This window comes from Streptomyces sp. NPDC001480, from assembly GCF_042894725.1.
Lineage (GTDB): Bacteria > Actinomycetota > Actinomycetes > Streptomycetales > Streptomycetaceae > Streptomyces.
This window is the reverse complement of record NZ_JBIAVX010000009.1, coordinates 293,382-318,704: the sequence shown is the minus strand read 5'-3', so window position 1 is coordinate 318,704 and position 25,323 is coordinate 293,382. Positions and strand designations below refer to the sequence as shown.

Genomic DNA, 25,323 nt, shown 5'->3' with positions numbered 1-25,323 from the left:
TACGTCGCCGACGGCACACTGGTCGACCGGCTCGAAACCGGAGGGCAGGAGCGCCGTCGCGCTGCGATACTGCCCCGATGATCACCCTGCCTCCTGCTGTGCTCGATTCGTTGTACGGGCTGGCGTTCGGCGACGCCTTCGGTGACCGTTGGTTCGGCATCCTGCGCCGAGACGGTTCGGCAGCCCTGGAGGCGCGGACTCTGCCCCCGGAACCGCTGTGGCGGTGGAGTGACGACACCGCCCAAGCGCTCGTTCTCGTTCGGGAACTCGCCGAGGGCGGCGGCACAGTCGACCAGGACCGCCTCGCCCTGAGCTTCGCGGCGGCCTACGCCGACGACACGCACCGCGGCTACGGAGCCTCGATGCATGACGTGCTCCGCCGGATCGGCGCGGGCGAACCCTGGCAGCAGGTCGTCGCCGGACAGTTCGGCGGCCAGGGCTCCTGGGGCAACGGCGCGGCCATGCGCGCCGCCCCGCTCGGTGTCTGGCACGCCGCCGACCTCGATGCGGTCGCTGAGGAGGCCGCCCGCCAGGGCGCGGTTTCGCACCACCACCCGGAGGCGCTCGCCGGTGCGGTGGCGGTCGCCATTGCCGCGGCACTGGCAACCCGCAGCCGGGGCGGCCCCGCCCCGACCAGGCCGGAATTCCTCCAGGCCGTCGCCGAACGACTCCCCCACAGCGACGTCCGGTCGGGAGTGCGGATCGCGGCCCGGATGCCGGAGCACACCTCGGTCCGGCACGCCGCGCAGGTCCTGGGCTCCGGCTACCGGATGTCAGGGCCCGACACCGTCCCGTACGCCCTGTGGTGCGCGGCGGGGCACCTCGACGACTTGCAGGAGGGCCTGTGGTCCACGGTCGCCGGGCGCGGCGATATCGACACCACGTGCGCCATCGCGGGTGGGGTGATCGCCGCCCGCACGGGCGTCGCAGCCCTCCCCGCTGCCTGGCACGCAGCCTGTGAACCGCTGCCCCTGGTAGTGACGGAGCAACAGTCGTGATGGGTCGTGACGTCATACTCAACGAACTCGCCCAGGGAGTGCGCCCGATGCCGGAAGGCATCGAGTGGTTCGACGGTCTCGGCCCGGCGGAACAGTCCGAGGTGCTGCGTTTAAGTCTGTTCGGCCCGTCCGCGTCAGCTGACCGGCAGCCCGCCCGGTTTGGCGGTCGCCGGCTCACCGCTCAGCGGCAGTTGCCCGTCGTTGGCGGTGCGGTTGCGGTTGCGGGACTGCCGGTGCATCGGTGGCCCGTCTGTTGTCCTTTCAAGGTGCCCAACGAGCGCGACAACGCCTCGATCACGAAGCTCGAGGTCAGCCTCCCCGCCGACCACCTGCTGGCCTCGGTGATGCCGCAGCCGATCGACGGCTGGAAGGTGAAGGTCACCAAGCAGGCAGCGCACGGTACGCCCTCTCGCGGCGGCACAGGACGACCGCGTAGCGTGACATGCCGTAGCGACGTTCGAGTGCCCGGGAGGCTCCCGATGGGAAACCCAAGCCCCATAGTGATAGACGCGAGCGGCCGTGACATTCACGCGGAAGCCGCCCGTATACGCGAGAGCGGGCCGTTAGCCCGGGTGGCGCTGCCCGGCGGTGTGGAGGCCTGGGCGGTCAGCAGCCCCGCACTGCTCAAGCGGCTGCTCACCGATTCGCGGGTGTCGAAGGACCCCCGGCAGCACTGGAGTCGTTTCATGGCCGGTGAGATCACCCCGGAGTGGCCGCTGTTCACCTGGGTCGCCGTGCAGAACATGTTCACCGCGTACGGTGGTGACCACAAGCGCCTTCGCGTCCTTGTCTCCAAGGCGTTCACCGCCCGCCGGACGGCGGCCCTCCAGCCGCGTATCGAGGAGATCACCGGGCAGCTCCTCGACAGGATTGAGGAGGCCGGCCGTGGCTCCCGGGCCGTCGACCTGCGCGAGGAACTCTGCTACCCGCTGCCGATCCAGGTGATCAGCGAACTGTTCGGCCTGCCCGAGGAGCGGGGGCCGGAGCTGCGGCGGCTGGTGGACCGCATCTTCGACACCTCCGCCGACCCGGGCGAGATGACCGCCGCTTACGAGCGGTTGTACGTCGTGCTCGCCGAACTCGTCGCCGCCAAGCGGGAGTCGCCCGGCGATGATCTCACCTCCGGCCTCATCGCCGCCCGTGACGAGGAGGGCGGCACCCGGCTGAGCGAACAGGAACTGCTCGACACTCTGGTCCTCATGGTGAGTGCCGGTCACGAGACCACGGTCAACCTCATCGACAACGCCATCTACGCGCTGCTCACCCACCCGGAACAGCTCGCGCAGCTGCGCGCCGGCCACGCCACCTGGGACGATGTGGTCGAGGAGACACTGCGGTCCGACGCGCCGGTCGCCAGCCTGCCCCTGCGCTACGCCGTGGAGGACCTCGATCTCGGCGCCCTGGGCGGCCCGGAGGGCATGGTGATCGGCAAGGGCGAGGCGATCCTCGCCGCGTACGCCGCCGCCGGCCGCGACCCCGAGCGATACGGGAAGGGCGCCGACCGGTTCGACGTCACCCGCGCCGACAAGGAGCATCTCGCCTTCGGTTACGGCGTGCACCACTGCCTGGGCGCGCCGCTGGGCCGTTTGGAGGCCCGGATCGCGCTTCCGGCGCTCTTCGACCGTTTCCCGGCACTGCGACTCGCGGTGCCCGAAGGACAGCTGGAGCCCGTTGGCTCCTTCATCTCCAACGGCCACCGTTCACTGCCCGCGTGGGTCGTCTAGGTTCTGTTCGGTCGGTCTTGGGGGATCAGTCCGCGGCGTCCGGTGCGGCGTATGGCAAGGCGGAGGGCCGCCTCGTACGGGACGTGCTCGGGTGACTCCGACAACGCGGCGGGATGCCGTGCCTGTTAAGCCCTCTTCGGTCGCTCTCCCCATCCCGCTGCACCGTCGCGGTGTGTCGCCGTTTCGCCGTCATCAACGTCATGAACCGCAACACCCTGAGCCTGTCCGGGCGATCTTGCCCAGTGATTTCTAAGGGCCGAGAGAGCCGATGAAGCGGTCCAGCCGTGAGATGACTTGCCGCAATACATCAACGGATCCAGCGGCGTCGTCCGCGAGTTCCAGGCCGTGATCCGCTGACGGTACTTCCAGGATGTCGTGCTGTAGGGATTCGGCGATCCGTGAATCCCACAGCTTGTCGGCGCCACCGCCGATGAGGAGGGTGGGCGCTTGGGCTCGCTGGAGGGCGCGGGCCACATGGCTGATCGTCAGGACAGGAGTGAGCCAGGCCGCCGCGATGTCCCGATCAGCTGAGATGCCACAGGCGAGTGAGCCCAAAGACTTGCCGACGAGGAGGCGGCAAGCCCCTCCCTCGGCGTCGATGGCCTGGGTGACTTGCCGCTCTGCCCACGCGATCCGGTCGTCCACGGTGAACTGCGAGAAGTCACCAGGAACATGCCACCACAGCTCCTGGACCGTCCAGCCGTGCTGGAGGAGCACGCTACGAGCGAAGTGCAGCAGCGGCCTGGCAGGCGAGTAACCGACTCCTGGAACGACGACTGCAACACGGTCTCCGGCACCGTCGAAGCGGGTGGGCACGGCGAACGGGGAGTGATCAGGCATGGCCGCAGGCTACTAGCCCGCTGATTATGTGACTGGTGTGTTGGTTGCACTGCACCCTGTTCGACGCATCCTGGTCAAGATCCGTGTTCCGCACGCGACCACGAGCCGTCGGGCCATGTGCGTGGGCGACTGGTCGAGCAGTGTCCCGGACCGGCTGGTCGCCGAAGGCCGTCTCGGCGTGCGGCTCGGTGAGGATCCCGCCGAGGCCGTCGCCCAGTTCGAGGCCTGCGTGGCCGAGGCGTGTGAGGGTCTCCCCAGGACCCGCCGCCCGTTCGGCGGTCAGGCGTGGCCGGGCCGCCGGGTACCGGTCAGGAGCCGAGGCGGACGCGCAGTCCCGGCTGGAGAAGGTCGCCATGGGCGGTGACCATGTCGTCGCACAGGCGCCAGATGTCCTCGACGGGCAGAGCCGCGGCGGTGGCCGGGTCGGTCATCGCCGCGTGCCTGATGTGCCGGGGTTCGTCTTCGAGCGCCGCCCGCACGACCAGGTCGTTCGTGCTCAGGTAGGTGCGGTTGAGTGCCGCCAGCTGGGGTGGGAGGGAGCCCACGCGGGTCGGTTGGACACCCAGCGAGTCCACCAGGCAGGGCACCTCGACCACGCCGTGTGCGGGCAGGTTGTCGATCAGGCCGCGGTTGGGGACGTTGCCGTAGACCGTGCGCGGAGTGCCGGTGACCATGCTGTGGATGATCTGGGGCGCGTACTCCATCGTGCCCTCGACGGTGATCGGGGCGCCGGCGGCCAGCGCGTCGCGGGTCCTCTCGTACTCGGCCGTGTTCTCGTCGACGATCTTCAGGTACTCGCCGACCGGCAGCCGCAGCCGCTCGACCTCGCTGGTGTGGTGCAGGTACCAGGGGACGTACTCGGAGGAGTGCTCGCTGGTCTCGGTCGGGTAGTGGCCGAGCCTGCGGTACATGTCGACGCGGACCCGGCGGCGCAGTTGCTCGTCGCCGGCGATCAGTGCGTCGAGCCTCGGGTAGAGGTCCTGCCCCTGGTGCTCGAAGCGCAGCACCCACGCCTGGTGGTTGACACCGGCCGCGTGGTAACTGACCTCCTCGTAGGGGACCTTGACCAGGTCGGCGAGGTCACGCATCGTCCAGTAGACCGAGTGGCACAGTCCCACCACCCGGGTCAGGCCGGTGGCCTGGGCAAGGTACTGGACGTTCATGGCCATCGGGTTGGTGTAGTTGAGCAGCCAGGCCTGTGGGCAGAGCTCGGCGATGTCGCGGCCCAGCTCCCTGAGGAACGGGAAGGTGCGCAGGGCGCGGAAGATACCGCCGATGCCGAGGGTGTCGCCGATGGTCTGGCGCAGTCCGTAGCGGGCCGGTACCTCGAAGTCGGTGCGGGTGGCCTCGACCATGCCGATCTGCACGATGTTGATGACGAAGTCGGCGTCCACCAGCGCCTCGCGGCGGTCGGCGTGAGCGGTGACGGTGGGACCGGCACCGAGGGTGTCGGCGATGCGTACGGCGGCGGCGTGCGCGGTGGCCAGGCGTTCGGCGTCGATGTCGTGCAGCGCGATGTGCGCGGACCTCAGTTCGTCGAAGGCGAGGAGGTCCGCGAGCAGACCCTGGGTGAAGACGACGCTGCCGGCGCCGACGAAGACGATCTTGGGGGCGGTCATACGGGGGTTTCCTCGGTCTCGGTGAGGTGGGTGAGGGCTTCGTCCCAGGTGGGCTGGGCGGCGGTGCCGCCGCTGGCGCGGGTGGACAGGGCGCCGCAGACCGCGGCGAGGCGCAGCGCGTCCGGCAGGGACATCTCGTGCAGCAGACCGGCGATGAAGCCGGCGTCGAAGCTGTCGCCGGCGCCCACCGCGTCGACCGGCTCGACCGCGATGCCCCGGGTGGTGAAGACGCGTTCGCCGTCGTGGCACAACGCGCCGTCGGCGCCGTTCTTGACGACGGCGACCGGGCCTCGGGCGGTCAGCCGGGCGGCGGCCTCGGCCGGGTCCGCGGCGTCGGTACGGGCCAGCCGGCGGGCCTCGGCGGCATTGGGCAGCAGGAAGTCGGTGTGGGCCAGCACGGCGTCCAGACCGGTGGCCTCCCACTGGCCGGCTGGGTCGTCGTTGGTGTCGACGGAGGTGGTCGCGCCGTGCCGGCGCGCGGTGCGCAGCAGGTCCGGGAGCGCGGCGGCGAGCCGGGGCATCAGGAAGTACGAGGTGCAGTGGACGTGCCGGGCGGCGGCGAGCAGGGCGGGCGGCACGTCGTCGGCGGTGGTCGCGGCCAGGGTGCCGGGGGCGGTGAGGATGGCCCGGTCGTCGCCGCGGGTGAGGGCGACGGTCAACGGGGTGGGGCGGTGGGGGTCGAGCGTCAGCGCCTCGGTGTCGACGCCGTGGGCGTCGAGGCGGTCGCGCATGTAGCGGCCGGCGTCGTCGTCGCCCACCCGGCCGGCGAAGGCGACCCGCAGGCCGAGGCGGGCGGCCCCGCAGGCGACGATCGCGCCGGAGCCCCCGACGGTGAGGGCGCCGGAGGGCACCAGTTGTTCGTGCTGGCCGAAGGCGAGCGGGGTGCCGAGGGGACCGATGACGACGTCCGGGTTGGCGTCACCGATGACGAGCAGGTCGTAGGTGTGCGGCATCGCGGAGGTTCCTGCCTGGGTGGTGAGTCGGGGTGGCCTGCGGGGTCAGCCCTTGAGCCCGGTGTTGGTGACGGACTGGATGAACGCCTTCTGCGCGCCGAGGAAGGCGAGCAGTACGGGCAGCACGGTGATGACGTTCCCGGCCATTACGGCGGCCCACTGGGTGTGGTGCTGTCCCTGGAAGGTCGTCAGGCCGAGCTGGAGCGTGTACTGGGTGTCGTGGTTGATGGCGATCAGGGGCCAGGTGAGGTCGTTCCAGGTGCTCAGGAAGGTGAGCACGGCCACGGTGCTGAGGGCGGGCCGGGACAGCGGGAGCACGATCCGCCACAGCACGCGCAGCCGGGAGCAGCCGTCGATCCAGGCCGCCTCCTCCAGCTCCCGGGGCAGCGAGAGGAAGAACTGGCGGAGCAGGAACACCGAGAAAGGTGTGACCAGGGACGGCACGATCAGCGCGCCGAGGGTGTCGATGAGGCCGAGCTGCCTCATCACCAGGAAGGTGGGGATCATGGTCAGCTGGAACGGGATCGCCATCGTCGCCAGCATCAGGCCCAGCAGCAGCCGGGAGCCGGCGAACCGCATCCGGGCGAAGGCGTAGCCGCCGAGGGTGCCGAGCACCAGGTTGGCGGTGACGGTGACCAGGCTGACGAGGAACGAGTTGGCGAACCAGCGCGGGAACATCGCGTTGCCCAGCACGTAGCGGTAGCCGCCCAGGTCGAGATGGGAGGGCCACAGCGCCGGCGGGAAGCGGTTGATCTCCGCGTTGCTCATCACCGAGCTGAGGACCAGCCAGATCAGCGGCACCGCGAACAGAAGGGCCATGGGGGCGAGCAGCAGGTGCCACGGACTGAACGGCAACAGGGGCCGGCGGCGCCGGGTTCCGGACCGGGTGGCGTACGGTGCCGCCTGCTCGGCGCGGGGCGGGGCGGAGACGGCGGTCATACGGAGGCTCCCTGGAGGCGGCGGCGGACGACCTGGAGGATCAGGCCGATCAGTCCCAGGGCCACGGCCAGGACATAGGCGGAGGCGGCCCCGTATCCGGCGGTGGCGTTCTTGAAGGCCTGCTCCCAGATGAAGTAGACGATCACCGTGGTGGAACCGAGCGGCCCGCCCTTGGTGGTGACGTAGACGAGGTCGAATGCCTGGAGGGACTGGATGGTCTGCCACAGCAGCAGGAAAACCGTGACGGGCCGCAGCGCGGGCAGGGTGACGTGGCGCAGGAGCCGGCGGCGGTCGGCGCCGTCCAGCCGGGCCGCCTCGATCAGCGAGACGGGCACGTCCTGGAGCGCGGCGAGGTAGATGACCAGGCAGAACCCGGTGCCGCTCCACAAGCTGACGGCGACGAGCACGGGCAGTGCCTGGGAAGGGTCGGTGAGGAAGCCCTGGGACGGGATGCCGAGATGGTGGAGCACGGCGTTGGCGGCGCCGAACTCGGGGTCGAGGATGAAGGAGAACAGCACGCCCTGCGCGGTCGCGGAAACCACGAACGGGACGAAGTACAGGGTGCGGTAGAGGCCGACGAAGCGGATGCGCCGGTTGAGGGCGAGGGCGAGGAGCAGTCCGATCGCCATGCTGGCCGGCACGTACAACGCCGTGTAGAGCAGGGTGTTGCGCAGGGACTGGCTGAAGTGCGGGTCCTGGGCGAGGGCGCGGTAGTTGTCCAGACCCACCCAACGGCTCGGTGTGACAAGGTCGTTGGCCTGGAAGGACAGCAGCAGCGACCAGATGATCGGCACCACGCTCAGCCCGAGGATGATGAGCACGGCGGGCGAGACGAACGACCAGGCCATGGCGGCCTCGCCCGCGCGTCTGCGGCGCAGGGCGCGGCGGTTGTCCGGGGGCCGGGACACGGTGATCGGAGTGGGCAGTCGCGACATGAAGGGGGCTCCTCAACGCGGGATGAGCAGTGCGGCGTTTGCGTCGTCGGCGCAGGCGCGCATCGCCTTTGCGGGACTGCTCCGGCCGAGCAGCACGGCGACGACGGCCTGTCCGAGGGCCTGGGAGATCTGCGGGTAGGCGGCGTGCACGGGGCGCACGCGGGCGGAGTCCAGGGCCTTGGTGAACACCCCCAGTCCCTCGGTGCCGCTCTCCTTGCGCTGCCAGTCGGGCAGATCGCGGGTGCTGCGGCTGAGCGGCAGGCTGCCCGCCCGGATGTCCCAGCGCACGTCCTGGGCGGGCTGCATGAGCCAGCTGACGAACGTCTTGGCGGCCTTCTTGCGAGCGTCGCCGTTGTCGAAGACCGTCCAGGTGTCGGGTCCGCTGATGGTCATCGGCCGGCCGGAGAAGGTGGGCAGCGGGACGACGTGGTAGTCGATCTTCGCCTGCTGGATGTCGGGGAGCTGCCAGGGACCGGTGACGGCCATGGCCATGCGGCCCGACATGAAGACCTGGTACATCTGCTCGCTGCCGGGCTTCGGATCGACGTAGACGCTTTTGTCGCGGGCCAGTTCGGCGACGACCTCCAGGGCCCGGGCACCGGTGTCGCCGAAGCCGATGTGTTTGCCGTCGGCTGCGACGACATCGCCGCCCAGGTCCCAGATCATGGGCCACAGCCGCCAGACGGTGTCCTCGTCGCCGACGCCTGGCCAGCCGGTGCCGAAGCGTCCGGCGCCGGTGTCGGTGAGCGCTTTGGCGGTGGCGACGAAGTCGTCCCACCGCCAGCCCGCCTCGGGCAGTGGCAGGCCGGCCTGCCGGAAGAGCTTCTTGTTGCAGACGACGGCGAGGGAGTCCAGCACGGCGGGCGCGGCCCGCACCCGGCCGTTGACGGTGACGGCCTTGCGGGCGGGCACCCAGTAGCCGGTCCAGGGCGTGGGGGCGCTCTTGACCATGTCGGTCAGGTCGACGACCTGGGGGCTGCGGGCGACGCTGGCCAGGTCGGAGCCGAAGACGTAGGCGATGTCGGGGTACGAGCCGGCGGCGAGGGCGGCCGTCACCTTCTGGAGCATCGCGTCGGCGAGCACGCCGCCGCCGAGTTCGACGTGGATGCGGGGATGGCTGCGCGTGAAGGAGGCGACCAGGGACTCCAGGGCCTTCTTGCCGGTGTCGGTCTGGCCGTGCCACATCTCGATGGTCACGGTGCCGTCCGCGGCGACGCCGTCGTCGCGGTCTGCCGCGCAGCCGGAGGCCGCCGTGCCCGCGGCCACTGCCGTGGCCAGGCCCGCGCCGGCGCGCAGCACATCGCGGCGGGCGGGCCGCGCACTGCGGGAGACCGCTTGCATGGGTACCTCCGGTGGGAGCTGTGGAACGGGTGATGTCTGTACGGGGATGCGGTCGTCGTACCGCCCCCGGTCTCGGGGGTACCGGAGGGGCGGCGGTGCCCGGCCGGCCGCGGCGGGTCACGCGGGTTCCCTTCAAGGCCGGGCTCCAGAGCATGGTGGGCACGGCCCCGCCTCGGACGCCCGAGGGCTCCTGGCGACTCGGTCCGGGCTCCTGGCGCGTGGTCAGCTACCGGCTGGGCGTGCCTCTGCCACCGCGTACTGTGTGCGCGGCGTTGACCAGGAGTCAAACGATCGTTCTCAGTACCTGTCAAGAGCTCGCATGCTTGAAGCTGCGCGAAAAATGCGAGAAACGCGCATGATCGAGCACGTGAAGGGGTGTTGAAGCATCGTGCGTCAGATGGTGGGGGGCCTCGCCCCCGTCAGGACCGGCTAGCAGGTCTTGCGGACGTATCCGCTGCTGCCGGCCGGGGAGACGTCGAGGTCGCGCTGGACGATGCTCAGCGTGCCACCCCACGACCTGCACGCCTTCGAGCGGCCGGAGTCGGTGTACTCGATCACGATGACGCTGTCGCCGAAGGCGCTGGTGTAGTCGCCGCACTCGTCGTACGCGCCGCACTCCTCCGCCACGGCGAAGTCGAGGCCGTTGGCGGCGCGGTTGCCGGCCAGCTCGGAGGTGTTCTTCTGGGCGATGGCCAGACCGTCCGTGTGGGCGCGGGCGGACAGCAGCTTGATGAACGCCTGCGCGTTGTTCGCGGTCAGTCGCCTGCCCGAGCGGGTGTAGCTGTCGTAGTTGTCCGGCTCGACGGCCTGGAATCCCTTGTCGCGGCAGCTGTCGATCAGGGCCCCGATCTTGTCGGCGATCCGCTTGCGCTTGGCGTCGCTACTGATGTCCAGGAGCGCCTCGCCCCAGTTCTTGTCGTAGACGACCTTGCCCGCGGAGTCGCGCAGCAGCAGGTCCGAGGCCCAGTCGCCCTCGGCGCCGGGCTGGGCCTGGAAGGCGTTCACGTAGCAGATGTTGTACAGCCCGGTCACCGGGGCGGCGCTGTGGTCGCGGGTGACGACCTTGACGCCGGACGGCGGGGTGTAGGCGCCCCCGATCTGGTAGTCGAAGCCGGCGTGGGCGGGCGGCAGCTGCACGGCCGAGGCCTGTGACGTGCCGGCCTGCACGAGCAGTGCGCCGGCCAGCGCGGCGACGCCGACGGCCGCGCCGACGACCTTCCGGGGTGTGGTGCTCATCAGGTGGCTCATGTGTCGAGCTCCAGGGGAGAGGGCACGTCCCCGCCTCGGGCGCGTGGGGCGTCCTGGCGACTCGGGCCGGGCTCGCGGCGCGGGGCCTGCATACCGGCTGGGCGTACCTCTGACGCGGAGCGGGGCTCCTGCGTTGTCCGGGAGTAAAGCGAATCGCCGGTGAGGATGTCAACGAGACCGCCGGGTCCCGTGGCGCGAGTCGTGCCGGAGCGTCACCTACCGGTCGGCGGGGCCGGGTTCACGGTCGCCATGCCGAGCAGGGCGCGGCGCGTTCGGGACCGAAGTCCCCGGCGACCGCCGCGTCCCCCGCGCCCGTGGGGTCGGTGAGGATCGCTGCTGATCCTTGGCCGGATCGTAGGCAAAATGCTCGAAGGTGCTTGCTCGAAGCATTGATGGAGCAGTTTCGAGCATCTATTGTCAGAGGTGTCACGGTGAAACCCGGGGCCCGATCCCGGTCCGGGACGTGTTGTTACGTCAGCTCGCCGCCCGACCGGGGGCCCGTCGTACGGCGGCGTCCGGAACCCGGTTGGACCACCGACCACCACCGACCGCCACCGGCCGCCGCCACCGCCCGAGGCCCGAGGCCCGACGCCCGAATGCCGTCCGCCGGCCCCGCCGCGAAGCCGTGGCGTGGCGTGGCGCCGAACGCTTCTCCCTGTCCGCGACCAAGACGAAGGGATGCTCCATGACCGACCAGCCGCCCGCGCCCGAACTGCGCCTGGGCGTCGTCGGCGTCGGCCAGCGCGCCGGACTGGCCGCCCTTGCCGACCGGCCCGGAACAGCCCGTGTGGTCTCCTGCGCCGATCCGGCCGCGCGCGGCCGCGCCGACGCCCGCATGCTCTTCGGCTCCGGCCTACGGGTCCACGAGCGCTACGAGGACATGCTCGCGGACGCCCTCGACGCCGTCTTCGTCCTCACCCCCGACGACCTGCACACCGCGCCCGCCCTGTACTTCCTCGAAGCCGGCGTCGCCGTGTTCGTCGAGAAGCCGCTGACCGTCGCCCTCGACGACTGCGACCGCGTGCTGACCACCGCCGCCCGTACCCGCACCCGGCTCTACGTCGGGCACAACCTGCGCCACCTGCCGATCCTGCGCACCATGCGCCGACTCGTCGACGAAGGCGCGATCGGGACCGTACGGGCCGTGTGGTGCCGGCACTTCGTCGGCCACGGCGGCGACTACTACTTCAAGGACTGGCACGCCGAACGCGCCCGGACCACCGGCTTGTTGCTCCAGAAGGGCGCGCACGACCTGGACGCCGTCCACTGGCTGGCGGGCGGTACCGCCCGTACCGTCACCGCGCTGGGCGACCTGGCCGTCTACGGCGCCAACGCGCACCGCCGCACCGAACCGCAGGGCCCACGGCGGGTGCGGGACTGGTTCGACGAGGGCGTCTGGCCGCCGTCCGCGCTGCGCGACCTCAACCCCGTCATCGACGTGGAGGACATCAGCATGGTGCTGACCCGCCTCGACAACGGCGTGCTCACCAGCTACCAGCAGTGCCACTTCACCCCCGACTACTGGCGCAACTACACCGTCATCGGCGACGAGGGCCGCATCGAGAACCTCGGCGACGGCATCCAGGGCGACGCCCCGGTGGTCAAGGTGTGGAACCGGCGCCGCTCCGGCTACCGGCCCGAGGCCGACCACACCCTGGGCGCCGAGACCGAGACCGAGACCGCCGACGCCGACCACGGCGGCGCGGACCAGGCCCTCGTCGACGAGTTCCTGGGCTTCGTCGCGCACGGCGGCGCCACCGACACCTCGCCCGTCGCCGCCCGTGAGGCAGTCGCCACGGGCATCGCGGCCACCACCTCGCTGCGTTCGGGCGGCATCCCCGTCCAGGTGCCCGCCCTGGCTCCGGACCTCGTCGACTACTTCGCGCGCCACCAGCCGGGTTCGCGCGGCCCGGCCGCCCGGACCACCCCCTGACCCTCCCGTCCCGCACCCCCCAAGGCCGCTGAGGCGCGCCCTTCCGCATACCGAGGAGCACCAGCATGTCGTTCATAGGCGAGGAGATCGCCCGCCAGCCCCAGACCTGGCTCGAGGCCGCGACCGTGGCGGCCGAGTCGGCGGATCTGCTGCCCCGGCCGGGCGAGCGGGTCGCCGTCGTCGGCTGCGGCACCTCCTGGTTCATGGCCGAGGCGTACGCAGCACTGCGCGAGCGGCGCGGCCTCGGCGAGACGGACCACTTCGCCGCCTCCGAGTTCCCGCACGAGCGCACCTACGACCGACTGGTGGCGATCTCCCGGTCCGGCACCACCACCGAGATCCTCGAACTGCTCGACCGGCGGCGCGGCCACTACCCCGCGGTCGCCCTGACCGCCGACACCTCCACGCCGATCGTCGACGTCGCCGACCACGTCCTCGACCTGTCCTTCGCGGACGAGAAGTCGGTCGTGCAGACCGTGTTCGCGACCACCGCGCTCACCGCGCTGCGCGCCGGACTGGGTGAGGCGCCCGAGCCGTTGGCGGAGGCCGCGCGCACGGCACTGGAGGCGCCGTTGCCCGAGGAGTGGGTCACCGCCGACCAGATCACCTTCCTCGGCCGGGGCTGGGCGCACGGCATCGCCCGGGAGGCGTCCCTGAAGATGCGTGAGGCGACCCAGAGCTGGACGGAGTCCTACCCGTCCCTCGAATACCGGCACGGTCCCATCGCCATCGCCGCGCCCGGCCGCCTGGTGTGGCACTTCGGCCCGGACGAGGCCGGGCTGCGGGCGGACGTCGACTCCACCGGCGCGCTGTTCGTGGACCACCCCGAGGACCCGCAGGCCGATCTGGTGCGGGTGCAGCGGCTCGCCGAGGCGAGTGCCGTGCGCAAGGGGCTGGACCCGGACCGGCCGCGCGCCCTGACCCGCTCCGTGATCCTGGACCGCCCTGCCTCCTGACCGCGCGCCCGGCACACAGCGGTCCCGGCCGTCCGGGCCCTCCCTCCGACCTCCGACCTCCGACCTCCGACCTCCGAAAGGACGTCATGCTCTGCCGCAGCGCGGACCTGATCGCCGAAGCCCATGCGTCGGGGTCCGGCATAGCCGCCTTCAACGTCATCACTCTGGAGCACGTCCAGGCCGTCGCCGACGCCGCCCGGCGTACCGGCCGGCCGGCGATCGTCCAGATCAGCCAGAACGCCGTACGCCACCACAGCGGCGACGTCATGCCCCTGGCCGCCGCCACGACCGCCGCGGCCAGGAGCCGTGACGCCCGGCTCGCCCTGCACCTCGACCACATCGAGGACATCGCCCTGCTGCACCGCACCGCCGAGTGCGGGGCCAGTTCGGTGATGTTCGACGCGTCCCGGCTGCCGGACGAGGAGAACATCGCCGCGACCCGCGAGGCCGCCCGCTGGGGGCACGCCCACGGCCTGTTCGTGGAGGCGGAGCTGGGCGAGATCGGCGGCAAGGGATCGGCGCACACCCCCGGAGTGCGCACCGACCCGGAGGACGCCGCCCGGTTCGTCGCCGAGACCGGTGTGGACGCACTGGCCGTCGCGGTGGGCAGCAGCCACGCGATGGTCACCCGGACCGCCGCGCTCGACCTCGAACTCATCGCGCGGATCAGGCGCGAGGTGCCCGTGCCGCTGGTTCTGCACGGTTCGTCAGGTGTGCCGCACACGGCGCTGCGGGCCGCCGTGGCGCAGGGTATGACGAAGATCAACATTGGGACGCTGCTCAACATCGCCTTCACCCGCGCGGTCCGGGCCATGCTGGCCGAGGGGCCGGACCTGGTGGATCCGCGCCCCTATCTGGCATCGGCCCGGGATGCGATGACCCATGCCGTGGCGGAGTGCCTGACGGCACTGACGACGCCTGACTCGCCGTGAGGGCATGGCCGTTGAGCGGGGCGGACCGGTCAGGCGCGGTGGACGTACGGTGACGCGCCGCCACTCGGGTACGGCTGGCCCGCGGAGGATCGTGGCCCGATCGGTTCGACTGCGCCACGGCTCTCACCGATTTGTCGGTGCCGCCGGTGGCACGGACGGTGAGCTTGTCGAGTCGCGTGTCACCGACCCTCGGCCTGAACCACGCATCACGCGGCGGAGTCGCAGGTCGCGCGGGCTCGGGCGCGTACCGCCGCGACCGTGGACGAAGAAGTGAAGGCGGTGGCGACTTTGAGGAGCCACGCGGCCTCGGCGGCGATCGTGCCCGCTATCCGCTCAGGTGCGGGGCCGACGGAGTGAGGGCCTCCTTGACGGTGTCCGGCACGTTTGCTTTCCAAAGCCGCAGCGATCGTGGCGGCTTCCAGGACCGCGCGGCGGTCCGCGGAACGGTCCGCGGCCTCGGCGGCCCAGGCGGCAACGTCGGTGGGGACGTAAGGGCGCAGGGCGAGGTGGCCGTCGCGAATCTCGATGACCCGGCGGTAGAGGGCGAACTCGGCCCGCCACGGGGCGGGGCGGCGAGTGGCGGCGGACGCGTCGAAGGCGATCTGCGGGAGTTCGGTGCGCAGGGCCGACCACAGAGGTTCCAGAGCCCGGTTGGCGCGGTAGGCGAACAGCCAGCGGCCGGGTGCGCCGAGCGGGCCCTCGGGGAAGGGTGCCCACCAGGTCGCGGTGGCCCCGCCGGTGGCGAGGATGGCGGTGACGGCGCCGAGCGCGCTGCACACCGCATCCTCGCTGGGCGCCTGAAGCCCCTGAGCCAGGTTGGTGGGGATGTACGTCAGCACCCACAGCGTCCACGCCGTGCCCACCAGCCCGGCGAGCATCATCAGCCGCAGGCCCGTACGCAGCGGACCTGGTGTCAACTGACCTGCCTGACGGCAGAGTTCGCGGACCAGGACGAGCAGGCACCAGGAGCCGTAGGTGGCGAAGACCACGTTGTACGACGCGAGGATCCACCGCTGGCCCACCGGGGCGGCGGCCGGCCCGCTCTCGGCCCTCGCGCCCGCGGCGAGCAGGGCCGCGGCCCCGACCACCAGTACCGCGAAGGCCAGCAGGACCTGCCGCCGTACGGAACGCCGGTCGGGGCGGGAAGGCTTGAGCGAGAGCGCCACGAAGAGGAGCATGGCCTGCGCGCAGGTCTTCAGCTCGTGGGTGGCCAGGGCCGCCACGGCGTCCAGCGGCCGCAGCGAGTGCAGGGCGGACGCCATCACCGGCGCTCTGAACAGCATCGCCGTTCCCATGCACGCGGCAAAGCCGGCGATGTACCGCTGTGCGGGGCCGGCCCCCCGCCGGATGGTCATCGCACGGTGGACCGCGAAGGCGACGAAGACGCCGGCGGCGAGCAGACTGCCGAGGTCAGCCATTCGCGCCGCCCTGGTCGCGGGCGGACGAGCGGCTTTGAGGCCGCCCAAACAGTGTGCGCAGCTGCGACCGCTCCGGAACGGCGGGACCGGATCGGGCGAGTTGCGCCACACGGGTCAGGATGAGCGAGGCGACCAGTTCGGCCTCCTGCTCCTGCGGCTCGGTGTACACACTCCGGCTGAGGACTCGTCGGACCAGCGCCGGGGGCAGGTCGGGCAGCAGGACGCGAGCGGCGGCGGGCGGGGCGGATGCCGTCTCGTAGTGGCCGCAGATGACGTGGGCGGCCTCGTGCAACAGGATGTGCTGCTGGTGCAGTGGTGTGGTGTCGTGGGCGTAGACGATGTAGTCGGCACGGTCGGTGGTGACCAGTACCCCGCACGGGGCGTCGAACTGGGAGGGGACGGCGACCAGTTCGATCGGGCGGCCACGGGTACGCGCGAGCTCACTGATGAATTCGGTGACGTCGAACGGCTCGGGCAGGACGAGCTGGTCGACGATCCGCTGACACTGCCGCCACTGCCGCCACTGCCGCCTTCGCCGGTCAGTACGCACAAGCCGTCCTCTCACCGCCACCAGGACCCGCGGACTTTGCCGAGCACGAGCGAGCGCTTCGGCTACGGCCCTCCGCCCCGTGCTGCGCTCTCGCGACGGGCGATGACGTCGATCATGTCGCTGATGGTGCCGACGCCTTCGGGTGAGAGGTTGACCGCGCGCAGCGCCACGCTGCGCACCTCGGCATCGCGCAGCGCACCGAGCAGCTCCAGTTCCTTCGCGATGACGGCGCCCTGCTCGTCGTCGAAGAAGTACACGACGGGGACATCGAAGAACTGTGCCAGAGCTTCCAAGTGACGTTTGGTGGGGTTGCCCCGGCGCCCCGTACGCAACTGCCACAGGTACGTGGCGGAGAAACTCTCCCCTGTCGCCTCGCGGCAGGCACGGGCAACCTCTTCGTGGCTGTACTGCTCGCGGTCAGGTCTGCGGACGACGCGGAACAGTGCGTCGATGCGGTCCGCCAGCGTCGACTCCGACGGCGTCGATGCGGACCCGTTTTCGCCCGTCACGTGCCCTCCGTCCCCGCCGGCCCGTCCAGTCGGGCAGCATCCACTTCCATTCATCCTAGCTGCTGGTCCCGTTCGGCGAAGGTCGAACGAGAGCGGACGAGGTGCGCTGCGCGGGGAACCGAGCGCGGCGGCAGCCACCGCACAGGGCCTGGCGGGAACTCTTGTTCTCTCCTGTCCAGTTCATCTGGTATATGTCATGCGGCTTCAGTCATTCATCTCAGCTTATGGCGGGATCAGAAGGGTGAACCGGATATGGCCGAACCACCATGCACCGGCTTACGGTTCTCCGTCCTGGGCTCACTGTCCGCGGAAGCGCCAGGCGCAGCCGGCCGGAGGGTCCTCCCGCTGGGGCCGCTCAAACAGCGGTTGCTCCTGGCGATGCTGCTGTGCCGTCCCTGCGCTCCCGTTTCGCTCGATCTGCTGACGGAAACGCTGTGGGACGGCGAACCGCCGCGAACGGCGCGCAAGAACATCCAGGTGTACGTCTCGGCGCTGCGCAGACTGCTGGACTCCGCCGGGGCCGGTGACCGGCTCGTCCACCAGGCGGGGGGCTATCTGCTGCGCGTCGGCCCCGAGGAACTGGACACCCTGCGCCTCCGGCACCTGGTCCGCTCTGCCCGGGAGGCGTCGTCCCAGGGCGCTTTCGCCCCGGCATCCGCGATGCTGAGGGAGGCACTAGACCTCTGGCGGGGGCCGGCGCTGCACGAACTGCGGTTCTCTCCCACGCTGCGGTACGAGGCAGAACGCCTGGACAGCCGTTGTCTCCAGGCCTACGAGGACTGGGCCGAGGCCGAACTGCGGCTGGGCAACCACCACGAGGTGGCGGAGTCCATCGGCGAACTCGTCGAGAAGTACCCCGAACGGGAACGGCTCAGGGCCGCGCAGATGAACGCCCTGTTCAACCAGGGCCGGCAGACCGAGGCCCTGGCCTCCTACGCGGGGCTGCGCCAACTGCTCGCCGCCGAGTACGGACTTCCGCCGAGCCCGGCGCTCGAAGCGCTCTACTGGTCGATGCTCTCCGGCGGCCGGGACGAAGCGGGCGGCTTGTTCGCCCAGGCCGGTGCCGGGGCGGCACGCGGATCGGGCCGACAGTTGGGCACCCTGCTTCCACCGGACCTGCCGGACTTCACCGGGCGTCGGGAGCAACTGCGGGCCCTGCTCGCTCTCCTGGCACATGGCGACGGCGGCCGGCGGCTGACCGTGCTGACCGGACCGGTCGGGACCGGCAAGACCGCGCTGGCAGTCCACGCCGCGCACCGGCTCGCCGAGGAATTCCCCGACGGCAGGGTGCTGTTACGCATGCGGGACGCGGCGGGCCGGGCGCGGACGGCCGCTTCGGTACTGAGCGAACTCGCCGACCTCACCGGATTCACCGGGACCACCGGGCCGCCCGGGCCGTCGACTTCGCGGGCCACGAGCAGACCGGAGCCGGAACGGACCGCGGCTGCCTGGCGTGCCTGGGTCTCGCACCGGAAGGTTCTGCTCCTACTGGACGGCTGCGCGGACGAGGCGGCCGTACGACCGCTCGTCCCGGACACCGGAGCCAGCGCCGTGCTGGTCACCGCCAGGACCCCGCTGGCGGGCCTGACGTCGGCCCACCGCCTGGAGACGACACCGTTCGACGCCGCCGAAAGCCTGGAACTGCTCGGCAGACTCGTCGGCCCGGACCGGTTGAGCGCCGGCCGAGAGGCGGCGGAGCACATCGTCGCCGCCACCGGCATGCTGCCGCTGGCGGTTCGCGTGTGCGGTCTGAAGCTGGCCGTGCGGCGATACCTTCCGCTGGACGAGTACGCGAGGCGCCTGGCCGACGACCGGATGGTGCTCGACGAACTCGTAGCCGGAGACATGGACGTACGGCCGCGGCTGGCGAGCGGCTGGCGGGACCTGTCCGGGGCGGACCGATCCGCGCTGGCGCGGCTGGCAGCCCTGCCGGAGGGGCCCTTCACGCTGGGGCAGGCAGCCGCGATCCTCAGCTGCGGGCAGCTCGACGCGTGCCGCAGACTGGAGTCCTTGATGGACTCGGGAGTCATCCTCGCCCCGGACAGCGAGGTCACCTCGCACGCCGCGCTCTACGAGCTGCCGCGGCTCATCCGCGCCTTCGCCCGCGAGCAGGCCGTCTCGCACGTGCCCCCGCCGGCGGGGCGTTGGCTCGAGATCGCCTTCCGCAAACCTGAGATCACCTTCCGCAATCCGCCATGACCTGGCGATTTACCGGATCCCAACCGCTTCGACCCCGGTCTCCAACCACCCCCGCCGACACTGCGGGGGAGGCCGAGCCCACGGAGGGGGCTGCTCACCGACTGGTTCGGGTGAGCGGAGCTCGCGGAGGAGTACCAGGAGCGAGAGGAGACAGCCATGCGGTGTGCCGGTTGTGACGGCACGCTGCCGCGGAACGCACGCTTCTGCCCGTTCTGCGGTGTGCCTGTCGGTCTCGCCGTCACGGCGGCTCCCGTCGAGGAACGCAAGGTCGTGACCGTTGTCTTCTGCGACCTCGTCGGTTCGACCGCGCTGTCGGGTGTACTGGATCCGGAGGCCCTCCGGACCGTGATCCTGCGGTACTTCGACCTGGTGCGGGCGCGGCTGGAGGAATTCGGCGGCACAGTCGAGAAGTTCATCGGGGACGCCGTCATGGCCGTCTTCGGGGTGCCGGTGACGCATGAGGACGACGCCCGCCGAGCGCTGGCCGCGGCGCTCGCCATGCTCGACGCGGTACGGGAACTCAACGAGAGTGAACTCCACCTCACCTTCGGTATCCGGCTCGGCGTGCGGATCGGCGTCAACACCGGGCCCGCCGTGACCAGTACCGACGTATCAACCCGCCAGGCCCTGGTCTCCGGCGAGACGGTCAACATCGCCGCCCGACTGGAACAGCATGCCGCCGAGGGCGAGGTGCTGATCGGCGCCGAGACCCGGAAGGCGGCCGGTGCCGCCGCCCGCACCGAGCACGTCGGCCCGCTCCGGTTCAAGGGGAAGGCCGCACCGGTGACCGCATTCCGGCTGCTCGGCATCACCGAGGACGACCCGGGGGTCTCGCGCCGCTTCGATGTACCGTTCGTCGGCCGTACCCGGGAACTGGCCGCGCTCCAGCGGGCGTTGAGGGACGTGGTGCGAGGGCATGGCACCCCGAACGTCCTCATCCTCTACGGCGAGGCGGGGATAGGGAAAACCCGTCTCGTCCACGAATGGCGCAAGACCGTGAGCACGGACTGCGCGCAGGGCTCGGGCCGCTGTCGCCCCTACGGCGAGCACGGAAGCCTGACACCGCTGGCGGATGCGTTGCGGCAACTGTTGCGGCAGTTCCCGGACGTGCACGCAGAGGCCGGGCAGGCGCTTGCCGTACTGGCGGGTGGTCTGCTGGAGGACGGCACCCCGAACCCCTCGGTGGACGACACGTGCGCCGCGGTCGGGGAGTTGCTGGCCTCGCTGGCGCGCAGCCGGCCGATCGTGCTGGTGGTGGACGACTGCCAGTGGGCCGGCGACCTCCTGCTCGGCACACTCGGCACGCTCGCCGAACAACTGGCCTCGTACGCCGTGCTGTTCGTCTGTGTGGCCCGCCCGGACGTCTTCGACCGCAGCCCCGGCCGGGGACCCGCTCGGTTCAGAGCGCGGTTGCTGGCGCTGCTCGGACTGACCCCGCGCGAGGCCGGCGCCGTGGCCGGCGCTCTTGTGGGGACCGGCGCGCACCGGGGCTGGGGCGGCGGGTCAGCGGCCGAGGGGGCCCGGTCGAGGCCCCGGACCGGCGTACCCGCACACGTGCTGGAGGCGGCCGGCGGCAATCCACTCCACCTGGAGCATCTGCTCGCGGCTCTGTCGGAGTACGGGCCCGGGTACCGGGCGGACGACGCGAGCGACCTGCCCACGACCCTCCAGGCACTGATCGGTGCACGGATCGGCGCGCTGGGCCGGGCAGAGCGTGCCACTCTCGATCTGGCCGCGGTGGTAGGGCGGGAGTTCACCGTCGACGACGTGCTCGCACTCGCGGAGCGCGACCGTGAGAACGCGCCCGGGGGTGCCCTGTACGACAGCGCGGCAAGCGGTGGCTCCGATATGTCGCACACCCGGACACGGGTCCGCGCCGCTCTCGCCCGGCTCCGTCGGCACCGGCTCGTCGGCGGGGCGGACGGGGGCGGCCGTGCGGCGCCCGTCTTTCGGTTCAGCAGTGGTCTCATTCACGAGGTCACGTACAAGTCCATGGCGAAACGCGCTCGAGCCGAACGGCATGAGCACGTCGCCTCGCTGCTCGCCGAGCGATTGCCGAACACGGCTGTACGGGGTGAGGGCCGGACGGCGGAAGCAAGCGCGGCGGTGGCCCGCCACCTGGAGAGCGCCTACCGGTACCGCACCGAGCTGGGCATCGCCGACAGCCGGACCGACGAACTGCGACGCGCCGCCGCCTGCCGTCTGGTCGAAAGCGGCGCCACGGCACTCGCCCGTTCCGACCTCGCCTGGGCCGGCAGCCTGCTGCTCCGAGCCCTCGACCTCGTTCACGAGGGCGAATTCGAGTGGATCAACGCCGCCCGCAGACTCGCCGAAGCCCGCCCGACCACCGGGCACACCGACGAGGGACGCGCCCTGCTCCAGGCCGTCCTCACGTCAGCAGCCGGCAGCGACCGTCCGGCGCAAACCGACGGCGGCACGGGAGCGGAGACCAGTGAGCCGGCAGGGGTGGGGGGCGGCGGAGGGACGGCCGAGGGCGGGGCGAGCCCGCGGACGGTCGAGGCCGCGCATGAGCGGATTGCGCCGGCCGTGGTCTCCCCGGCCTCCGTGGGCGGCACCGCCGTGGAGGCCGCCGAGCGGACCATGGTCGTGTCCGAGCGGGCCTGTGACGGACTCGGCCGGGCCAGGGCCTGCATCCGGTGGGCGCAGGAGTGGCAGCCACAGGGCAGGCACACAGCGGCCGACGCCCTGCCGACTCGTGGGCTTGCGCACGTACAGCGCTCGGGCGCCGAGCCGGAACGTGCCCTGGCGCCGGGCGCTGTAGGGGTCTACCTGCGGCGGAGACCCGCGCCGGTGCCCGATGCCGTGTCCCGGGTCCGCAGCCTGCTCGCCCAGCACGGAGAACGGCTACCGGCTGTCCGGCTGGCGCTCAGCTGCCCGCCGACCGTGCTGCCGGCACTCCAGCAGAGGCGGGAGGATGCCTGCGCCCGCATGGTGCAGGCGCGACGGCTCGCCGACGGTGCGGGGTACGCCGAGGGCGCTCTGGTGCTGCCCCTGTTCGGGCCGAGCACCAGCCCGACCGGCTCACCACTGGCTCCGGGATCCCTGGCTCGTCGCGGCGCCACCGACCTCGACGGCCTGTCCCTTGTCTGGGCGGTCACATGGGGAAGGTCCGGCCCGGACCCGCTCCTCCACCGGACTCCGAAAGGCCGCTGAATGGATACCGCGAAGACCGCAGCGCGCAGCCCCGGGCTGGTGTGGAGCCTGCGCGGCAGGCGACCGCAGGACATCGGAATCACCGCTGACGGGGAGCGCCCCGGGCACGCGTGGGATTGGAGGGACGCGAAGGGGGAGGGCGTGCGTGTGTGCGTCGTGGACTCCGGGGTGGAGGGCGGCCATCCGCTGATCGGCCGGGTCGACGGCGCCTGGACCGTGACGAAGGACGAGCACGGGATCAGGGTGCTGGAGACCGACGCCACGGACAGCTGCGGACACGGCACGGCCTGCGCGGGGATCATCCGAAGAACCGCGCCGGAGTGCGAGCTCTACAGCGTGCAGGTGCTGGGCAGGACTTTCGTGGGAACGGGAGATGTACTGCTCGCGGGCCTGCGCTGGGCGATTTGCGAGGGATTCGACGTGATCAACCTGAGCCTGTCCACGACCCGGGTGCGGTTCGTCGAGGAACTGCGGTCGCTCGCCGACGAGGCGTACTTCCGCCGGACCGTGATCGTCGCCTCCGCCCACAACACCCCGGTGGAGAGTTTCCCTTGGCGGTTCGCGTCCGTGATCTCGGTGGGCAGCCACGCGGAGGAGGAACCCGAACTCCATCTCTACAACCCCCAGCCTCCGGTGGAGTTCTTCGCTCCCGGCCAGAACGTCCAGGTCGCCTGGCTCGACGGAACGACGATTCGTACGACGGGGAACAGCTACGCCACGCCGTACATCAGCGGACTGTGCGCCCGCATCCTCTCCAGGCATCGCAGGCTGACGAGCTTTCAGCTCAAGACCGCGCTCTACCTTTCCGCGGCCAACGTGCACATCGGTATGAGGGGGGCTTCGTGAACGACAACAGCGCCCAGAGCAACGCCGAGACCGATCCGCTCTCCCAGGAGCTCCTGCGGTCCGTGGTCGACGTGGCGCGCGCCATCTTCGGCGCGGCCGCCAGTTCGGTGTTCCTGCTGGACGAGGCCAGGCACGAACTGGTCTTCCAGGCGGTCTCCGGCCAGGGCGCAGACGTCCTGGTGGGTCGGCGCTTGCCTGCGAGGAGCGGTATCGCCGGCTGGGTGGTCATGTCGGGCGAACCCGTGATCGTGGACGACCTGTCGTCCAACGCCGACTTCGACCGGGACTTCGCCAAGTCCACACAGTACGTCCCCAATGCCCTGATGGCCGCTCCGCTGACCCACGGCGACCGCGTCCTCGGTGTCCTGGAGGTACTCGACCCTGTACCCCAGTGCCGGTCCAGCCTCGACGAACTGGATCTGCTGGCGCTGTTCGCCCGGCAGGCGGCCGTCGCACTCCGGGTGGTGGCCGACCGCCGGAGACAACCGGACGGCCCGGCCCTCGGCAGCGGGGACCGGACTGCGGCGCTGCGCATGGCCGAGGATCTCCGTCGTCTGCTGGAGTCGTCAGCCTGACGGGGGCCCGACGCTTTTCCCGACCGGAGAAAGAATCACATGGCACCTAAAGACGAAAAGGTGCTCGGCTGCATTCTTTCGCGAAAATTCATCGGACCCTTGAGTTCCACTTCAAGGCGCCGCCAAATGAGACAAGAATCAAGAGCTCCACGTATGGACGAATCGTGTTGACCGCTGTTTACATTTGTACGTGCCGCCCTGAATCACCGCAGGGCGCACTGTCCCTGAAAGCGAACCCATCAACGTCTGAGTAAGGGGTTGGCCGTGTCCGATGAGATCAAGAAGGTCGTCCGCGACTCGCTGAACGCCGGCTTGCGGGAACTCGACTCGCAGGAGACCGAGTCGGAGGAAGTCGAGGCGCATGGCATCAGGATCGAGGAGGCCACTGAGCCCAGCGCCTCGTGGCACATCAACATCGGCTGCACCGGCTGAGTCGCTGCGGTCAGTGATCGAGAACAAGGAGTGTGCCGTGGCTGCGGAGCCGGAGTCGTCCTCGGTCCCTTCGGTGCCCGTCGTGTCCGGTTGCTGATCGTCATGGATATCTCCCGAGCGAATCAGGAGCCCGGCCGGGCGCGAGTCGACACCACCTGGCTGGGCCTCCTGGCTCCCGAGGACCTGGTCGTGTGGCAGAGTCCGTCCGGCCTCCGGGCGGCCCTCGAGTCCAAGCTCGCCCATGGCGGCATCGCCGAGGTGTTCACGGCTGCCAACCGGCTGTCGCTCGAGCTGTACCGCACCGGGCGGAGCTCGGCCGCCCGGGAGCTGTGCCGGATGCAGATCCGGTACGCCATGCGGAACCGGGGGAACGAGGAGGACTCGGATCTCATTCTTCTCGGCCTTCAGGCGGTGGTGAACATCATTCGTGTCGACGGCTACGGGTCGGAGACCGGCCGCGCTCTGGAGGGGCTCCGTCGTCTGGAGGGACTCGCCGACGGAGGGGCGTTCCACTTCCACGGTCTTGCGATTTCCTCGGGCATCGCCGCAGGAGACGGGACCCTGGCGCACCGGATCCGTGCTTTCGCGCGGGGCAATCGTATCGTCGAAACCGCGAAGATTCTTCTTCGCCGGAACCGGATAGAAGTGGCTGTTTCGGAATGCCGCCAGCTGTGCGAAAAATGGCCGTCAGTTGTCTCCATAGGCCCCTTCCATGCTCACGAAATGCTGAGTATTCAAGGGTGTCCCTGGCCTGGAACAGAACGGATGGCCGGGATAGCGCCGGCGCTGTCGGCGATCGACCGGCTGCATCGCCTGGCACATCCATCGCTTTTCGGCACGATCGAGCGGTCGCGGGACGAGGCGATGGAATTGTGCCGGGAGCGTGAGCGCGCCGGATTCTCCGACGATGTCGCACACGGGCGTTTCATGGCCGTACTCGGAAGCGTCCTTCATCAGTACGGCGAGCCGGCGGCGGGGAACGCCTGCTTCGCGGACGCCTGCCGCCTGGCCGCCCCGGCCGGTCCGCGTCTGGTGAACCGCATCGCCCGGCAATGGACAGTACATGCCGGCAGCAGCCCCTCCGTGCCCGTCCGACGAGCGAGCCCAGAGCTCGGACCAGGCGACCTGAACACGTTGCAGGAGTTGGCGTCCGCGCGCCTCGGCCGCACCGCGACAGTCATTCGAATCCGGTGATGCGGCAG

21 protein-coding genes are annotated in these 25,323 nt (G+C 70.8%); 11 read left to right on the top strand and 10 right to left on the bottom strand.

The genetic code is table 11. The features are described from left to right. The first annotated feature begins 77 nt into the window (after positions 1-77). Both ACFY01_RS24210 and ACFY01_RS24205 read left to right on the top strand, forming a co-directional pair. Positions 78-998 (top strand): ADP-ribosylglycohydrolase family protein, encoded by a 921-nt coding sequence (locus tag ACFY01_RS24210; RefSeq protein WP_390737797.1) that lies wholly within the window; start codon positions 78-80, stop codon positions 996-998. A gap of 233 nt (positions 999-1,231) precedes the next feature. After that, positions 1,232-2,722 (top strand): cytochrome P450, encoded by a 1,491-nt coding sequence (locus ACFY01_RS24205; protein WP_390737941.1) that lies wholly within the window; start codon positions 1,232-1,234, stop codon positions 2,720-2,722. Between the two features lie 249 nt (positions 2,723-2,971). Here ACFY01_RS24205 and ACFY01_RS24200 read toward each other — a convergent pair whose 3' ends face one another. The 7 genes from ACFY01_RS24200 to ACFY01_RS24170 form a co-directional block, all read right to left on the bottom strand. Beyond that, positions 2,972-3,562: an alpha/beta hydrolase gene (locus tag ACFY01_RS24200; protein WP_390737796.1), complete on the bottom strand. Its 591-nt coding sequence runs from the start codon at positions 3,560-3,562 to the stop codon at positions 2,972-2,974. Positions 3,563-3,870: 308 nt separating this feature from the next. Next, the gene (locus tag ACFY01_RS24195; RefSeq protein ID WP_390737795.1) at positions 3,871-5,181 is read right to left on the bottom strand and encodes an alpha-glucosidase/alpha-galactosidase; all 1,311 of its coding nucleotides are present in this window, start codon (positions 5,179-5,181) and stop codon (positions 3,871-3,873) included. Next, the gene (locus ACFY01_RS24190) at positions 5,178-6,134 is read right to left on the bottom strand and encodes a carbohydrate kinase family protein (RefSeq protein WP_390737794.1); all 957 of its coding nucleotides are present in this window, start codon (positions 6,132-6,134) and stop codon (positions 5,178-5,180) included. Before ACFY01_RS24190 ends, ACFY01_RS24195 begins: the two co-directional genes overlap by 4 nt. A 45-nt stretch (positions 6,135-6,179) precedes the next feature. Continuing rightward, complete coding sequence (locus ACFY01_RS24185; RefSeq protein WP_390737793.1) at positions 6,180-7,073, bottom strand: carbohydrate ABC transporter permease; 894 nt, start codon at positions 7,071-7,073, stop codon at positions 6,180-6,182. Next, complete coding sequence (locus ACFY01_RS24180) at positions 7,070-8,008, bottom strand: carbohydrate ABC transporter permease (RefSeq protein ID WP_390737792.1); 939 nt, start codon at positions 8,006-8,008, stop codon at positions 7,070-7,072. The genes ACFY01_RS24185 and ACFY01_RS24180 overlap by 4 nt, the downstream gene beginning before the upstream one ends. 12 nt (positions 8,009-8,020) lie before the next feature. After that, positions 8,021-9,349 (bottom strand): ABC transporter substrate-binding protein, encoded by a 1,329-nt coding sequence (locus ACFY01_RS24175; protein ID WP_390737791.1) that lies wholly within the window; start codon positions 9,347-9,349, stop codon positions 8,021-8,023. 429 nt (positions 9,350-9,778) lie between these two features. After that, positions 9,779-10,585 carry an endo alpha-1,4 polygalactosaminidase gene (locus tag ACFY01_RS24170; protein ID WP_390737790.1) on the bottom strand — a complete coding sequence of 269 codons (807 nt, stop codon included), beginning with the start codon at positions 10,583-10,585 and terminating at the stop codon, positions 9,779-9,781. 697 nt (positions 10,586-11,282) lie between these two features. On the opposite strand from ACFY01_RS24170, the gene ACFY01_RS24165 reads away from it, so the two are divergent. The 3 genes from ACFY01_RS24165 to ACFY01_RS24155 all read left to right on the top strand — a co-directional run bounded on the left by ACFY01_RS24165 (position 11,283) and on the right by ACFY01_RS24155 (position 14,418). Then, positions 11,283-12,530 carry a Gfo/Idh/MocA family protein gene (locus tag ACFY01_RS24165; protein WP_390737789.1) on the top strand — a complete coding sequence of 416 codons (1,248 nt, stop codon included), beginning with the start codon at positions 11,283-11,285 and terminating at the stop codon, positions 12,528-12,530. A 65-nt stretch (positions 12,531-12,595) separates the two neighbouring features. Further along, positions 12,596-13,486 carry an SIS domain-containing protein gene (locus ACFY01_RS24160; RefSeq protein ID WP_390737788.1) on the top strand — a complete coding sequence of 297 codons (891 nt, stop codon included), beginning with the start codon at positions 12,596-12,598 and terminating at the stop codon, positions 13,484-13,486. Between the two features lie 86 nt (positions 13,487-13,572). Beyond that, the gene (locus ACFY01_RS24155; RefSeq protein WP_390737787.1) at positions 13,573-14,418 is read left to right on the top strand and encodes a ketose-bisphosphate aldolase; all 846 of its coding nucleotides are present in this window, start codon (positions 13,573-13,575) and stop codon (positions 14,416-14,418) included. A 206-nt stretch (positions 14,419-14,624) separates the two neighbouring features. Here ACFY01_RS24155 and ACFY01_RS24150 read toward each other — a convergent pair whose 3' ends face one another. The 3 genes from ACFY01_RS24150 to ACFY01_RS24140 form a co-directional block, all read right to left on the bottom strand. Continuing rightward, on the bottom strand, positions 14,625-15,836 hold the full coding sequence (locus ACFY01_RS24150) for an MAB_1171c family putative transporter (protein ID WP_390737786.1): 1,212 nt from the start codon (positions 15,834-15,836) through the stop codon (positions 14,625-14,627). Beyond that, on the bottom strand, positions 15,829-16,386 hold the full coding sequence (locus ACFY01_RS24145) for a ParH-like protein (protein ID WP_390737785.1): 558 nt from the start codon (positions 16,384-16,386) through the stop codon (positions 15,829-15,831). Before ACFY01_RS24145 ends, ACFY01_RS24150 begins: the two co-directional genes overlap by 8 nt. A gap of 62 nt (positions 16,387-16,448) precedes the next feature. Further along, positions 16,449-16,895 (bottom strand): XRE family transcriptional regulator, encoded by a 447-nt coding sequence (locus ACFY01_RS24140; protein ID WP_390737784.1) that lies wholly within the window; start codon positions 16,893-16,895, stop codon positions 16,449-16,451. Between the two features lie 252 nt (positions 16,896-17,147). On the opposite strand from ACFY01_RS24140, the gene ACFY01_RS24135 reads away from it, so the two are divergent. The 6 genes from ACFY01_RS24135 (at position 17,148) to ACFY01_RS24110 (ending at position 25,315) form a co-directional block, all read left to right on the top strand. Further along, positions 17,148-19,094, top strand: coding sequence for a BTAD domain-containing putative transcriptional regulator (locus tag ACFY01_RS24135; RefSeq protein ID WP_390737783.1), 1,947 nt, complete (start codon positions 17,148-17,150; stop codon positions 19,092-19,094). A gap of 219 nt (positions 19,095-19,313) precedes the next feature. Then, on the top strand, positions 19,314-22,268 hold the full coding sequence (locus ACFY01_RS24130; protein WP_390737782.1) for an AAA family ATPase: 2,955 nt from the start codon (positions 19,314-19,316) through the stop codon (positions 22,266-22,268). Next, the gene (locus ACFY01_RS24125) at positions 22,269-23,114 is read left to right on the top strand and encodes a S8 family serine peptidase (protein ID WP_390737781.1); all 846 of its coding nucleotides are present in this window, start codon (positions 22,269-22,271) and stop codon (positions 23,112-23,114) included. After that, the gene (locus ACFY01_RS24120; RefSeq protein ID WP_390737780.1) at positions 23,111-23,689 is read left to right on the top strand and encodes a GAF domain-containing protein; all 579 of its coding nucleotides are present in this window, start codon (positions 23,111-23,113) and stop codon (positions 23,687-23,689) included. The genes ACFY01_RS24125 and ACFY01_RS24120 overlap by 4 nt, the downstream gene beginning before the upstream one ends. A 264-nt stretch (positions 23,690-23,953) precedes the next feature. After that, entirely contained in the window at positions 23,954-24,121 is a 168-nt protein-coding gene (locus tag ACFY01_RS24115; protein WP_390737779.1) for a hypothetical protein, read from the top strand. Between the two features lie 90 nt (positions 24,122-24,211). Then, positions 24,212-25,315: a hypothetical protein gene (locus ACFY01_RS24110; RefSeq protein ID WP_390737778.1), complete on the top strand. Its 1,104-nt coding sequence runs from the start codon at positions 24,212-24,214 to the stop codon at positions 25,313-25,315. Positions 25,316-25,323: the final 8 nt, after the last annotated feature.